Source organism: Xanthomonas sp. NCPPB 3570, assembly GCF_056725115.1.
On sequence record NZ_CM161513.1, the window covers coordinates 1,828,328 to 1,842,037 of the forward strand.

General features: G+C 71.0%; 12 protein-coding genes. 2 read left to right on the forward strand and 10 right to left on the reverse strand.

The window, feature by feature from the left end:
- Window positions 1-10: 10 nt before the first annotated feature.
- Both cydB and AC1PLR_RS08045 read right to left on the reverse strand, forming a co-directional pair.
- Window positions 11-1,162, reverse strand: coding sequence for a cytochrome d ubiquinol oxidase subunit II (gene cydB / locus AC1PLR_RS08040; RefSeq protein ID WP_267096658.1), 1,152 nt, complete (start codon window positions 1,160-1,162; stop codon window positions 11-13).
- 19 nt (window positions 1,163-1,181) lie between these two features.
- Complete coding sequence (locus tag AC1PLR_RS08045; RefSeq protein ID WP_209246905.1) at window positions 1,182-2,771, reverse strand: cytochrome ubiquinol oxidase subunit I; 1,590 nt, start codon at window positions 2,769-2,771, stop codon at window positions 1,182-1,184.
- 273 nt (window positions 2,772-3,044) lie between these two features.
- On the opposite strand from AC1PLR_RS08045, the gene cydD reads away from it, so the two are divergent.
- Together cydD and cydC are read left to right on the forward strand one after the other, a co-directional pair.
- The gene (gene cydD / locus AC1PLR_RS08050) at window positions 3,045-4,775 is read left to right on the forward strand and encodes a thiol reductant ABC exporter subunit CydD (protein WP_481103558.1); all 1,731 of its coding nucleotides are present in this window, start codon (window positions 3,045-3,047) and stop codon (window positions 4,773-4,775) included.
- Complete coding sequence (cydC, locus tag AC1PLR_RS08055) at window positions 4,772-6,448, forward strand: thiol reductant ABC exporter subunit CydC (RefSeq protein ID WP_481103216.1); 1,677 nt, start codon at window positions 4,772-4,774, stop codon at window positions 6,446-6,448. Before cydD ends, cydC begins: the two co-directional genes overlap by 4 nt.
- Before the next feature lie 265 nt (window positions 6,449-6,713).
- On the opposite strand, the gene metX is transcribed toward cydC, so the two are convergent.
- The 8 genes from metX to ccmC all read right to left on the reverse strand — a co-directional run bounded on the left by metX (window position 6,714) and on the right by ccmC (window position 13,705).
- The gene (gene metX / locus AC1PLR_RS08060) at window positions 6,714-7,826 is read right to left on the reverse strand and encodes a homoserine O-acetyltransferase MetX (protein ID WP_481103217.1); all 1,113 of its coding nucleotides are present in this window, start codon (window positions 7,824-7,826) and stop codon (window positions 6,714-6,716) included.
- A gap of 266 nt (window positions 7,827-8,092) precedes the next feature.
- Window positions 8,093-9,130 carry a tetratricopeptide repeat protein gene (locus tag AC1PLR_RS08065; RefSeq protein ID WP_481103218.1) on the reverse strand — a complete coding sequence of 346 codons (1,038 nt, stop codon included), beginning with the start codon at window positions 9,128-9,130 and terminating at the stop codon, window positions 8,093-8,095.
- A 4-nt stretch (window positions 9,131-9,134) separates the two neighbouring features.
- Window positions 9,135-9,593: a cytochrome c-type biogenesis protein gene (locus AC1PLR_RS08070; protein WP_017907310.1), complete on the reverse strand. Its 459-nt coding sequence runs from the start codon at window positions 9,591-9,593 to the stop codon at window positions 9,135-9,137.
- Window positions 9,590-10,195 (reverse strand): DsbE family thiol:disulfide interchange protein, encoded by a 606-nt coding sequence (locus AC1PLR_RS08075; RefSeq protein ID WP_420010107.1) that lies wholly within the window; start codon window positions 10,193-10,195, stop codon window positions 9,590-9,592. The genes AC1PLR_RS08070 and AC1PLR_RS08075 overlap by 4 nt, the downstream gene beginning before the upstream one ends.
- Complete coding sequence (locus AC1PLR_RS08080) at window positions 10,195-12,129, reverse strand: heme lyase CcmF/NrfE family subunit (protein ID WP_481098438.1); 1,935 nt, start codon at window positions 12,127-12,129, stop codon at window positions 10,195-10,197. The genes AC1PLR_RS08075 and AC1PLR_RS08080 overlap by 1 nt, the downstream gene beginning before the upstream one ends.
- A gap of 207 nt (window positions 12,130-12,336) precedes the next feature.
- Window positions 12,337-12,786 (reverse strand): cytochrome c maturation protein CcmE, encoded by a 450-nt coding sequence (gene ccmE, locus AC1PLR_RS08085; protein ID WP_481103219.1) that lies wholly within the window; start codon window positions 12,784-12,786, stop codon window positions 12,337-12,339.
- Window positions 12,783-12,959, reverse strand: a complete 177-nt coding sequence (locus tag AC1PLR_RS08090) for a heme exporter protein CcmD (protein WP_010343776.1) — start codon at window positions 12,957-12,959, stop codon at window positions 12,783-12,785. Before AC1PLR_RS08090 ends, ccmE begins: the two co-directional genes overlap by 4 nt.
- Window positions 12,956-13,705: a heme ABC transporter permease CcmC gene (gene ccmC, locus AC1PLR_RS08095; protein WP_010343777.1), complete on the reverse strand. Its 750-nt coding sequence runs from the start codon at window positions 13,703-13,705 to the stop codon at window positions 12,956-12,958. The genes AC1PLR_RS08090 and ccmC overlap by 4 nt, the downstream gene beginning before the upstream one ends.
- Between the last annotated feature and the right edge of the window lie 5 nt (window positions 13,706-13,710).

Here is a 13,710-nt window from a genome sequence, read left to right on the forward strand (position 1 = left end):
TGCGGGCGCGTCAGTACGCGTTGGGGTTGTCGTCCAGGGAGGCGGCGGTGACCTTGCCCTTGAGCACGCGGTACACCCAGGTGGTGTAGCCGAGGATGATCGGCAGGAACACCACGGTGGCCAGCAGCATGATCCACAGGGTCAGGTGGCTGCTGGAGGCGTCCCACACGGTCAGGCTGGAGCCGGGCTGGCTGGAGGAGGGCAGCAGGAACGGGAAGATCGCAAAGCCCACGGTCAGGATGATGCCGGCGATGGCCGCACCGGAGGCGATGAACGCCAGGCCGCCGCGGCGCTTGCGCAGCAGCACCGCGCTGAGCAGCAGGCCGAGCAGGCCGGCGGCCGGGGCCAGGGCGGTCAGCGGCATGGTCTGGTAGTTGTGCATCCAGCCGCCGACCTCGCCGAGCACGGCGGTCTTCAGCAGCGGGTTGGTGGCGCCGTCGGTGACCACCTGCGAGGTGACCGCGTAGCCGGGCAGGCCGGTGGCCACCCACACCCCGGCGCCGGCGAACAGCGCGCAGGCCACCAGGGCGGCGATGCTGCCGTAGCGCGCCGCGCGCTCGGCCACCGGGCCGTTGGTCTTCAGCACCAGCATCGCCGCGCCGTGCGCCACCAGCATGCTCACACTGAGCAGGCCGGCGAGCAGGGCGAACGGCATCAGCAGGCCGAAGAAGCTGCCGGTGTAGAACACCCGCAGGGTGTCGTCGAAGTGGAACGGCACGCCCAGCAGCACGTTGCCCACCGCCACGCCCATGATCAGCGCCGGGATGAAGCCGCCGAGGAACAGCGCCCAGTCCCAGCCGTTGCGCCAGCGCTGGCCGGGCAGCTTGCCGCGGAACTTGAACCCGACCGGGCGCAGGATCAGCGCGAACAGGATCACGAACATGGCCAGGTAGAAGCCGGAGAAGCTGACTGCGTACAGCGGCGGGAAAGCAGCGAAGATCGCGCCGCCGCCCAGGATCAACCAGACCTGGTTGCCCTCCCAGACGGGGCCGATGGTGTTCACCACCAGCCGGCGTTCGGCGTCGGTTTTGGCCACGAACGGCAGCAGCGCGCCGACGCCCAGGTCGAATCCGTCCATCACCGCGAAGCCGATCAGCAGGATGCCCAGCAGCAGCCACCAGATCACGCGCAGCGTGGTGTAGTCCAATGCAATGAAGTCCATGGTGTGTCTCCTGCCGGAATCAGAGGTGGCCGGCGGCCGCAGGTGCGGCGATCGGGGTGACGGGACGCGGGGCGGGTTGCAGCAGGGCCGGCAGGTCGTCCGGCCCCTTGCGGATCGCCTTGAGCATCAGCTTGATCTCGATGATCAGCAGCGTGGTGTAGATCGCCACGAAGCCGGCGAGGGTGATCAGGATGTCGTGCAGGGCCAGGCCGGAGGCGGCATAGAAGGTCGGCAGCACGCCTTCCACCGCCCACGGCTGGCGGCCGTACTCGGCGACGAACCAGCCGCACTCGATCGCGATCCACGGCGCCGGCAGGGTCCACAGCGCCAGCTTCAGGAACCAGCGCTTGTCCTCGAAGTTGTGCTTGCACGAGAACCACAGCGCCGCGGCGAAGAACGCGATCAGGTAGAAGCCCAGGCCGGCCATCACCCGGAACGTCCAGAACAGCGGCAGTACGCGCGGAACGGTGTCCAGCGCGGCCTTGGCGATCTCCTCCGGGGTAGCGTTGAGGATGTCCTCGCGGTAGCGCTTGAGCAGCAGGCCGTGGCCCAGGTCCTGCCAGTGGCGATCGAACACCGCGCGCGCCTCGGCGTCGTTGCGGTTGGCCTTGAGCCGCTGCAGCGCGCCGTAGGCGATCTGCCCGCCGCGCACGCGATGCTCGGCGCGCTTGACCAGCTCCAGGATGCCCGGCACCGGCGTGTGCAGCGAGCGCGTGGCGATCAGGCCCATCAGGTACGGCACCTTGATCGCGTAGTCGTTCTTGCCGGTGGCCTGGTTGGGGATGCCGAAGGCGGTGAAGTCGGCCGGCGCCTGCTCGGTTTCCCACATCGCCTCGATCGCGGCCAGCTTCATCTTCTGGTGTTCGTTGGCGGCGTAGCCGCTCTCGTCGCCCAGCACCACCACCGACAGCGAGGACGCCAGGCCGAACGCGGCGGCCACCGCGAACGAGCGCCGCGCGATGTCGCGGTGCTTGCCGCGCAGCAGGTACAGCGCGCTGATCGACATCACGAACACGGCGCCGGTCACGTAGCCGGCGCTGACCGTGTGCACGAACTTGGCCTGCGCCACCGGGTTGAACACCACCGCCATGAAGTCGACCACTTCCATGCGCATGGTGTCTGGGTTGAACACCGCGCCCGTCGGGTTCTGCATCCAGCCGTTGGCGATCAGGATCCACACCGCCGACAGGTTGGTGCCCAGCGCCATCAGCCAGGTCACCATCAGGTGCTTGACCGGCGTGAGCTTGCTCCAGCCGAAGAAGAACAGGCCGATGAAGGTCGCTTCCAGGAAGAACGCCATCAGCCCTTCGATCGCCAGCGGCGCGCCGAAGATGTCGCCGACGTAGTGGCTGTAGTAGGACCAGTTCATGCCGAACTGGAACTCCATCACGATGCCGGTGGCCACGCCCATCGCGAAGTTGATGCCGAACAGCACGCCCCAGAACAGGGTCATGCGCCGCCACACGTCCTTGCGGGTCATGACGTACACGCTCTCCATGATCGCGATCATGAAGGACAGGCCCAGGGTGAGCGGGACGAACAGGAAGTGGTACATCGCGGTCATGGCGAACTGCAGCCGCGACAGCTCTACGACAGTGGTGTCGATCATGGCTGTGCTACCTCGTGGAAAATGTGCATCTGGGTGGCCGAGTGGCGGGAGATTGGAGGCGATCTTCCGCCGCTCGAGCGCGTTCGACCTTGATTCAGATCAATGTGCGAAACCGGCGTGCCCGGCATCGTGGCGGCCACGGTGGTTCCGGCCCGGAAGCGCCTTCCCCGCTAAACTGGCGGCTTCGTTCGCCGCGCCGAGTCCGTTTTGACCGATTCCGCCGAGCCGTCCGCCGCACCGCCCGCCGACACGCCGCAGCAGCGGCAGCAGCGCATGCGTTGGCTGGAGGCCCTGGCCGCCGCGGCGCGCGGCCGCCAGCGCCTGGCCGCGGCCGCCATCAGCGTGTCCGGCGCGCTGCTGATCGTGCAGGCTGGCGCCATCGCCTGGCTGGTGCAGGCGCTGCTGGTCGAGCGGCGCGAGCTGGCGCAGGCGTTGCCGGTCTTCGGCCTGCTGGCGCTGATGCTGGTCCTGCGCGCCGGGCTCGGCGCCGCCGCGCAGCGTGCCGCCGGCGATGTCGCGGATGCGGCCAAACTCGCGCTGCGTCGGCGCGTGTACCGGCAACTGCTGCAGCGCGGCCCGCTGTGGCTGCGCGGGCAGCGCAACGGCGAACTGGGCGAACTGCTGCTGGCGCATGGCGATGCGCTGGACGGTTACTACGCCGGCTACCGGCCCGCGCGCTGGGAAGTGAGCGTGGTGCCGCTGCTGATCGTGCTGGCGGTGGTGTGGAGCGACTGGGTGGTCGGGCTGATCCTGTTGTTCACCGCGCCGCTGGTGCCGATCTTCATGATGCTGGTGGGCTGGGGCGCCGAGGCCGCCGGCCGCCGCCAACTGCGTGAACTGGCGCGGATGGGCGGACACTTCGCCGACCGCCTCAAGGGCCTGGGCCTGTTGCGCCTGTACGGGCGCGGCGAGGACGAACTGCGCGGCATTGCCGCCGCCGCCGAGGGCGTGCGCGAGCGCACCCTGAAAGTGCTGCGCATCGCGTTCCTGTCGTCCACCGTGCTGGAGTTCTTCGCCTCGGTCAGCGTCGCCATCGTCGCGCTATACCTTGGCCTGAGCTACCTCGGCATGATCGCCCTGCACGCCAGCGTGCCGACCCTGGGCACCGGCGTGTTCTGCCTGCTGCTGGCGCCGGAGTTCTACGCGCCGCTGCGGCGCCTGGCCGCGCATTACCACGACCGCGCCAATGCGCTGGCCGCGGCGGCGGAGGTGGAGCGCCTGCTGGAAGGCCTGCCGCAGGCCTCGGATGCGCCGGCAGCACGCGCTGAGGGTGCCGCCGTGCCGAACGATGCCGCTACCGCTATCGATGCCAATGCCGCGCCGGTCGCCGCACCGGCCACAAGCGCGTCGCGTACGGTACCGCTGCTGCAGGCGCGCGCGCTGCACCTGCGGCCACTGGGTGCGCGTTGCGATGCCGTGCAGGGCCTGGAGTTCGACCTGCATGCCGGACAGCGCCTGGCCCTGGTCGGCCCCAGCGGCAGCGGCAAGAGCACGCTGCTGGAAGCGCTGGCCGGATGGCTGCCGCCGCGTGCGGGCGCCTTGCAGGTGCGCGCAGGGCTGCGCATCGGCTACGCGGGACAGCGCCCGTATCTGTTCCACGGCAGCATCGCCGACAACCTGCGCCTGGCCGATCCGCAGGCCAGCGATGCGCAGGTGCGCGCGGCGGCCGAGGCGGCGCAGGTGCTGCGTTTCGCAGCACGTCTGCCGCAGGGCCTGGACACGCCGATCGGCGAGCGCGGTTTCGGCCTGTCGGGCGGCGAAGCGCGCCGTATCGGCCTGGCCCGGCTGTTGCTGCGCGATCCGGAACTGCTGTTGCTCGACGAACCGACCGCGTTCCTGGATGCGGATACCGAAGCGGACCTGCTGCGCACGCTGGCGGAGTTCGCCCGCGGCCGCAGCGTGATCGTCGCCACCCACAGCGAAGCGGCGATGCGCTGGGCCGATGCGGTGCTGCGGCTGCCGGCGCGCGACGCATCCACCGCGACGCAGGAGACGCTGCCATGAGCGGCGGCACCCGCGACACCTTGCGCGGCGTGTTCGGCCGCCATCTCGGCCGCCTGCTGCTGACCGCGCTGCTGGTGCTGTGCACGATGCTGGCCGGAGTCGGGCTGCTCGGCCTGTCCGGCGGCTTCCTCACCGCCGCGGCGCTGGCCGGCGCGGTCGGCATGGGCAGCGGGTTCAATTTCTTCTCGCCCTCGGCGGGCATCCGCGCACTGACCTTCGCCCGCATCGCCTCGCGCTATGGCGAAAAGCTGGTCGGGCACGACGCCACCCTGCGCATCGCACGCGACCTGCGCGTGTGGTTCTTCCGCCGCGCGCTGCCGCTGGCGCCGGCGCGGCTCGGCGCCAGCCGCACCGGCGAGTTGCTGGCGCGGCTGATGTCGGACATCGGCGAGGTCGACGGCCTGGTGGTGCGCGCGCTGGCGCCGCTGGCGGCGCTGCTCGGCGTCGGCGCGATCGGCATCGCCGCGGCGGCGGCGATCCACTGGCCGGCGGCGCTGGTGCTGGCCGCGCTGGCGCTGGCGATCGGCGTCGGCGTGCAGTGGGTGGTGGCGCGCGGCGGCGAAGCCCGCGAACGCGCACGCGCGCAGCAGCGCGAAGCCCTGCGCACGCTGGCCTACGAAGGCCTGGAAGGCGCCGCCGACCTGGCCGCGCTCGAGGCGCAGGCCGCCTGGATCGCGCGCGTGGACGCCAGCGCGCAGGCGCTGCGCAGCGAAGATCGGCGCCAGCGGCAGCGGTTGATCGGCGGTAACGCGCTGCACGCGCTGTGCGCGGCGCTGGGCCTGCTGGCGATGCTGTGGGTGGCGCTGGGGGCAGCGCGTGCCGATGCGATCAGCGCCGAACAGGCGGCGGGCCTGGTGTTCCTGACCGTGGCCCTGCTCGAGGTCTGGGCCGGCGCCGGCCTGGCCTGGCAGGCACTGCAGTCCGGTCGCGTCGCCGCGCGGCGCCTGCAGGCGATCGCCGGGCAGGCACCGCCGGTGCTCGACCCGGCGCAGCCGCAGGCGCTGCCGGCCACGGGCGAAGTGCAGTTCGACCACGTCGTCTTCGCCTGGCCGGGCGAGACCCGGCGCGTGCTCGACGGTGTGACCCTGCGCATCGCGCCGGGCGAGCGCATCGCCCTCTCCGGCGATAGCGGCAGCGGCAAGACCACACTGTCGGCCTTGCTGCTGCGGTTGTGGGATCCGCAACAGGGCAGCGTCCGCTACGCCGGCGTGGACCTGCGCGAGGTCGCCGAGGCGCAGTGGCACCGACGCATTGCCTGGCTGCCGCAGGGCGCGCCGGTGTTCGCCGGCAGCGTGCGCGACAACCTGCGTCTGGGCGATCCCGCAGCCGACGATGCGCGCCTGCAGCGCGTGCTCGCCGACGTGCGGCTCGACACCTGGCTGCACGAGGTCGGTGGCCTCGACGCCTGGCTCGGCGAAAACGGCGCCACCATGTCCGCCGGCCAGGCGCGGCGCTTGGCCCTGGCCCGCGCCCTGCTGCGCGAGGCACCGCTGCTGGTGCTGGACGAACCCACCGAAGGCCTGGACGTGGACACCGCGCAGGCGCTGCTGCGCGACCTGGCGCAGGCCCTTGGCCCGCGCAGCCTGCTGCTGATCAGCCACGATGCGCTGCCCGAGGGCGTGGTGCATGTGCGTTATCGCTTGCAGGACGGGCAACTGCAGGTCGAAACCTAGCGCTACTGCGCAGCACTTTGTAGGAGCGGCTTCAGCCGCGACCCGGCCTGACCGGGAACGCCGGTCGCGGCTGAAGCCGCTCCTACAGCGCCATCTGGCGCCTTTCAGGCCGAGGTCTGAGATGGAATCAGGGATGCAGGCCCCTGGCTTTTCGCACCATTGCGCGTGCAGGAGCGGAGCGTGTTCCCTTGCGTGGGATCAGCCACGACGAGCGAAATGCGTCATCACCCGCGCGCCATGGCGGACGTGCAACTGCGCGCAGCTGCTACAGCGCGTCCAGAAACGCCCGCACCGCCGGTCCGAACCGCGCGAAATCCACCAGGAACGCATCGTGCCCCTGCGGCGAATCCAGCCCCAGGAACTGCGCCTGTGCGCCGCCGGCGCGCAGGCCGTCGGCGATCTGTTGCTGCTGCTGCACCGGGAACAGGATGTCGGTGTTGGCGCCGATCGCCAGGGCGCGCTCGACGCGGATCGTGGCGATGCCGGCGAGCACGTCGCCGCCGGCAGGTTCGGCCAAGTCGAACCAGTCCATCGAGCGGCTCAGATACAGATAGCAATTCGGATCGAAGCGGCGCACGAAGCGGCGGGCATGGCCTTCGAGATAGCTTTCGACCTGGAATTCCAGGCCGAACGGATCGTCGTCGGTCTGGTCCGAATCCAGGCGCACGCGGCCGAAGCGGCCGTCCCATTCCAGCGCCGAGCGGTAGGTGATCACGCCGAGCTTGCGCGCCATGCGCATGCCCGACTCGGGATAGGTGGCCTCGTCGTAGTCGCCGCCGTTCCAGTTCGGGTCCAGCCGGATCGCCTCGCGTTGCAGCGAACGGATCGCGATCGAGAACGGCAGCGCCTGCGCGCTGCCGGAGATGTTGATGTGGCTGCGCGCCAGACCGGGATGCCGGTGCAGCAGCGCCAGTGCGGTCATGCCGCCCATCGAGTTGCCGATCACGCAGGCCAGTTGCGCGATGTCCTGCGCCCGCACCACCTGCGCGGCGGCATCGGCGCCGTCCTCGATCGACAGCTCGGGGAAGCGCAGGCGGTACGGCTGGCCGTCGTCCGGATGCGGCGAGGCCGGGCCGGTCGAGCCCTTGCAACTGCCCAGCGAGTTCACGCAGATCACGAACCAGCGCTGCGTGTCGATCGGCTTGCCCGGGCCGAGCATGCCTTCCCACCAGCCGGGCGTGGGATCGTCGGCATTGGCCGCGGCATGCGCATCGGGCGACAGCCCGGTGACGATCAGGATCGCGTTGTCGCGTGCGGCCGACAGCGTGCCCCAGGTTTCGTAGGCGACCCGCGCGCCGTGCAACTGGCCGCCACGCTTCATCGGGAACGGCGAGGGCAGGGCGAGGAAGCGGCTGCCGGGTGGGATGAATTCGGTCATGTCTCGATTCTAGCCGCGCGATTGCGCATCCGGCGTATGCGTGGTGCGAGATGCAGCATGCCGATGGCGATGGCCATCGCTGGCTGCGCAGACGCCGGCTCGGCTTGTACGAACCGTTTTTGCCGCGTAGGAGCGGCTTCAGCCGCGACGCACGTTACCTGCAATGCCGTCGCGGCTGAAGCCGCTCCTACGCGATGCTCCCGCCATTGCGGGAGGCGCCTCTGGCGGCGGTCGACATCCCCCGCGTCTGCACGAGGTCGCAGTGGTCAGGGCTTGCCGATCACCAGCTCCACCGGCGCGGTCGCCGGCAGGGTCACCGTCACCGGTTCCGATTCCAGATCGCCCTCCTGGCGCATCGCGTTGCCGCTGGTCGACAGCCGCGCGACCACCTGCACCTGCTGCAGTTGCGAGAGCTTCTGCGTCGGCATCGGGCTGTCCGCGTCGCTCAGCGTCAGCCGCAACGGCAGCGCTTGCAGCGGATGCTTCTGCACCGCCACCGGCATCGGCGGGCCGCCTGGCACGCGCGCGATCACGAACACGCTGGCGTCGCCGCGCAGGCGCACGCGGGCGGCGAACGCCGGGTCCAGCGACACGGCCACGGTCAGGCCGGTGCTCGCCGGCGCCTTCGCATCCTGCGCCGTGGCGGCGGTGCCGCCAGCGGGCAGCGCCGGCAGGCCGGCCGCGCTGCGCGCCGCATCGATCTGCGGCCGCAGCGCCGCGGCGGTGGCCGCGTCCACGCGCGGCAACAGCGCTTCCCAGGTGGCCGCGGCGGCGGCGTCCTGGCCGCGCTGGCGCTGGGCGATGCCCAGGAACCAGGCGCCGCGTTCGCTGCCCGGCGCCAATTGCAGGGCGTGCTGCAGCCAGGCCAGCGCCTGGTCGTCGAACTGCCGTTGCGGGTTGGCCATCGCACGCGCCTCGGCCGCCTCGATCAGCAACGGTGCCTGCTCCGGCGCCAGGCGCACCGCTCGTGCGAATGCGGCCGCAGCCTCGGCGTGGTGGCCCAGCGACATCTGGCTGCGGCCGAGCAAGGCCCAGCCGTCGGCCCGGTTGGGATCCTTCGCCAGTGCCGCCTGCAATTGCTTCACGCCGTCCTCGAGCGTGCGTGGTGCCTCGCGGTTCTGCGCCTGCAGGGCGCGCGGCGTGCCGACCAGCGCATACAGCGCCGACGTCGCCACGCCCAGTGCCAGGATCGCCACCGCCAGCACCGCGCCCTTGCGGCCGCGGCTGCGCAGCGGCCACAGCACCACCGCGAACACCAGCGCCGCCAGCGCCACCGCCGCGGCCGACATGCCCCAACTCAGCATCGCCTCACCATTCCTGTTCGTCCTGCAGCGGCAGTGCGGTCGCTGCCGGCGCGCGTCGCCGCACCATCCGGATCAGCACCACGGCGCCGCCGGCCAGCAGCAGCAAAGGGCCGAACCACAGCAGCCAGGTGCGCGCTTCCAGCTGCGGCCGGTACAGCACGAACTCGCCGTAGCGATCGACCAGGAACTGCTTGATCTGCGCATCCGACTTGCCCTGGTGCATCAGCTCCAGCACTTCGCGGCGCAGGTCCATGGCGATCTGCGCGTGCGAGTCGGCCAGCGACTGGTTCTGGCATTGCACGCAGCGCAGTTCCGCGGTCAGCGCATGGAAGCGCGCCTCCTCGGCGGCGGAGCGGTAGGCCAGCGGGGTCGGATCGGACACCGGTTCGGCGCCAGCCAGCGTGGACCACGCCAGCAGCGCCAGCAGGCCCAGCCGCAGCGCAGGCCGGCGGTGCTGGCTCATGGCGTGGCCTTGCCCTGGGTGCGCGTCGGCGGGGCGTCGCGCTCGGCCTTCTCCAACGCCGGCAGCAGTTCGTCGCGGATGATCGCATCGGTCAGCGGGCCGGCATGCTTCCAGCGCACCACGCCGCGCGCATCGACCAGGAAGGTCTCCGGCGCCGCGGCCACGCCCCAGTCGATCGCGGTGCGCCCCTCGGGATCGAACAGCACCGCCAGGAACGGATTGCCCAACTGCTCCAGCCAGCGCAGCGCATCCTCGCGGCTGTCCTTCCAGTCGTAGCCGATCACCCGCACGCGCTTGCTCAGCGCGAAGCGGGTCAGCACCGGATGTTCCTCGCGGCAGGCCGGGCACCAGCTGCCCCACACGTTGAGCACGTACGGCGCGCCGAGCAGCTCGCTGCTGCGCACGCGGATCGAGGCATCGTGCAGCAACGGCAGTGCGAACGCCGGCGCCGGCTTGCCGATCAGCGCCGACGGCAGCGCGTCGCGATCGGCGCTGCCGGAGCGTTGCACCGCATACACCATCAACGCCAGCAGGCCGAGGAAGAACAGCGCGCCCAGCAGGATGGCGGGCAGCGGCAGGCGACGTGGAGCGGGAGCGGACATCAGGGGGTCTCCGGAGAACGACGGAAGCGCCGGTCGGCGGCGGTGACGAAACCGCCCAGCGCCATCAGCGCCGCGCCAAGCCAGATCCAGCGCACGAAAGGTTTGACGTGCACGCGCATCGCCCAGGCGTTGCCGCCCAGCGGCTCGCCGAGGGCGACGTACACGTCGCCGAACAGGCCGGGATGGATGCCGGCTTCGGTCATGTTCTGGCCGCCGCTGGCGTACAGGCGCTTTTCCGGGTGCAGCAGCGCCAGCGGGCGATCGTCGCGCAACACCTGCACGTGCGCGCGCTCGGCCACGTAGTTGGGGCCCTTGCGCTGGTCCAGGCCCTGCAGTTCGAAGCGGTAGCGACCCAGGTCCAGGTGCTGCCCCGGCGCCAGCGCCACTTCGCGCTGTTGCTCCAGCGCCTCGACCAGCAGCGCGCCGGCCAGGAACACCGCGATGCCGGCGTGGGCCAGGGTCATGCCCAGCATCTCGGCGGTGAAGCGGCTGCCCTTGAGCTGGCGCCGGCTCCACACGAAGCGCGCGGTGCCCAGCAGCACCCAGGTCGCGGCGGCGACGCCGGCGGCGGTCTTCCACGCACCCTGCGGCGCCAGGAAGAAGCCGATCGCCCCGGCCAGCAGCGCCAGGCCCGCCCACGGCGCCAGCAGCGCCAGCGGCCGCGACGCCTGTTCGCGCTGCCAGCGGGTCAGCGGGCCGAACGGCAGCAGCGCCACCAGCGGCGCCATCAGCACGATGAACAAGGTGCCGAAGTAGGGCGGCCCCACCGACAGCTTGCCCAGGTCCAGCGCATCGGCCAGCAGCGGATACAGCGTGCCCAGCAGCACCATCGCGCAGGCACAGGTCAGCAGCAGGTTGTTGGCCAGCAGCAGGGTCTCGCGCGAGGCCGGGGCGAAGCGTTGCCGCGCCTCGTCGGCCGCCGCCGCCACGCGGCCGCCGCGCAGTGCGTACAGCAGCAGCGCGCCGCCGCACAGCAGGCTCAGGAACACCAGGATGAACAGGCCGCGGGCGGGGTCGGCGGCGAAGGAGTGCACGCTGGTCAGCACGCCCGAGCGCACCAGGAAGGTGCCGAGCAGCGACAGCGAGAACGCGGCGATCGCCAGCAGCAGGGTCCAGGCGCCGAAGCTGCCGCGTTTCTCGGTGACCGCCTGCGAATGCAGCAGCGCCGCGCCGGCCAGCCAGGGCATGAAGCTGGCGTTCTCCACCGGGTCCCAGAACCACCAGCCGCCCCAGCCCAGTTCGTAGTACGCCCACCAACTGCCTAGGGCGATGCCGATGGTCAAAAAGCCCCAGGCCACATTGGTCCACGGCCGCGTCCAGCGCAGCCAGCGCGCATCCACCTGGCCGTCCAGCAGCGCGGCGATGGCGAAGGCGAACGGCACCGCGAAGCCGACATAGCCGGCGTACAGCAGCGGCGGATGGATCACCAGGCCGGGATCCTGCAGCAGCGGATTGAGATCGCGTCCTTCCAGCGGCGCCGGCAGCAGCCGCGCGAACGGGTTGGAGGTGAACAGCAGGAACGCCAGGAAGCCGATGCTGACCAGCGCCAGGGTACCGATCACCCGCGCGACAACGTGCGCCGGCAGGCGCCGCGAGTACAGCGCCACCGCGCCGGTCCACAGCGCCAGGATCAGCGTCCACAGCAGCAGCGAGCCCTCGTGCGCGCCCCACACCGCGGAGTAGCGGTACACCAGCGGCAGCAGCGAGTTGGAGTTCTCGGCGACGTAGGCCACCGAGAAATCCTGGGTCACGAAGGCGTGGGTAAGGATCGCGAAGGCGCCGGCGACCAGCGCCAGTTGCGCGAACGCGGCCGGCCGCGCCACGCCCATCCAGCGCGCATCGCCGCGCTGCGCGCCGGCCAGCGGCAGCGCCGCCTGCAATACGGCGGTGAGCAGGGCAAGGATCAGCAGGAGCTGGCCGATCTCAGGCAGCATGGCGCTCGAGCCGGAACGCGGGAGCGGGCAGGGGGGCACACGACGCCAGATGCTTGCCATCCGCAGACGCGGGATGCGGGATGCACGCCTTGCAATGCGGAGTCCCTATATTCCGTCGACGCTGCTCGGTGCTACCAACGAACGGGCCAGCGCTTTTGCTTGGACCATTCCCCATTCCCCAATCCCGATTCCCGCCCCTCCAGCCCCTCACTGCATCGCCCCCACATCGTGCTTGCGATGCGCGCTGCCCATCTTGTCCGCCAGTTCCTTCGGCATGTAGGTCTCGTCGTGCTTGGCCAGCACGTCCTCGGCGACGAACACGCCGTCGTGCATGCTGCCGGTGGCCACCACCGCCTGGCCCTCGCGGAACAGGTCGGGCAGGATCCGGTCGTAGCGCACGGTCAGTTGCGCATCGCCGTCGGTGACGCGGAAGTGCGACTGCAGCGAACCGGGCGCGCGCTGGAACGAGCCCTTCTCGACCATGCCGCCGAGGCGGAAGCGCGCGTGCGCGCCGGTCTTGCCGGTCAGCACCTCGGCCGGGGTGTACAGGTAGGCGGCATTGCGCTGCAGCGCCATCGCCACCAGGGTGGTGGTCAGGCCGGCGGCCAGCACCAGCAGCATCAGCCACAGCAGGCGGCGCTTGCGCTGCGGGTTCATCGGCTCAGCTCCAGCGGCGGCGCCGGTTCGGCCTTGGCCTGGCGCTTGCGTTGCGCGCGCAGCCGCGCCGCGCGCAGGGCGTTGCGCACCTGCAGCCGCGCCAGCACGAAATCGGCCAGCAGTACCCCGGCGAACACCGCATAGGCGCCGACCACATACGGCAGGTAGTTCATCCGCGCGCCTCCGCCAGCTGCGTCACCCAGTCCTTGCCGGCCTCGCGGCGCAGGTTGTCGGCGCGCGCGCGCGCCAGCAGCGAGCCGGCGAACCAGAACTTGGTCGCGGCCACCATCAGCCACAGCGGCGGCAGCATGCTCGGGTCCATGCTGGACTGGCCGAACAGGCGGATGGTCTGGCCCTGGTGCAGCGAGTTCCACCACACCACCGAATAGCGGATCACCGGCAGCAGCACCACGCCGACGATGGCCAGCAGCCCGGCCGCGCGTGCGGCGGTGCGTCGGTCCTCGATGGCCAGGTACAGGCCCATCACGCCGATGTACAGGAACAGCAGGATCAGTTCGGTGGTCAGGCGCGGGTCCCAGTCCCACCAGGCGCCCCACATCGGCTTGCCCCAGATGCTGCCGGTCAGCAGGGTGATCAGGGTGAAGGCGGCGCCGATCGGCGCGCAGGCCATCGCCAGGATCTCGCACAGCTTGATCCGCCACACCTGGGCGATGGCGGCATACACGGCCATCAGGCCGAACACGAACAGGCTCATCCAGGCGCTGGGCACATGGATGTAGAGGATGCGGAAGGCGTCGCTCTGCAGGCGGTCGGCCGGCACCACGAACAGCGCCTGCCAGATGCCCACGCCGGCCAGCAGCAGCGCCGCCAGGTAGCACCACGGGGTCCAGCGCGCCGCGAAGCGATCGAAGGTCGGCGGCGAACCGAGTTGGTGGAACCAGCGGACGAGAGAGGCCATGCGGA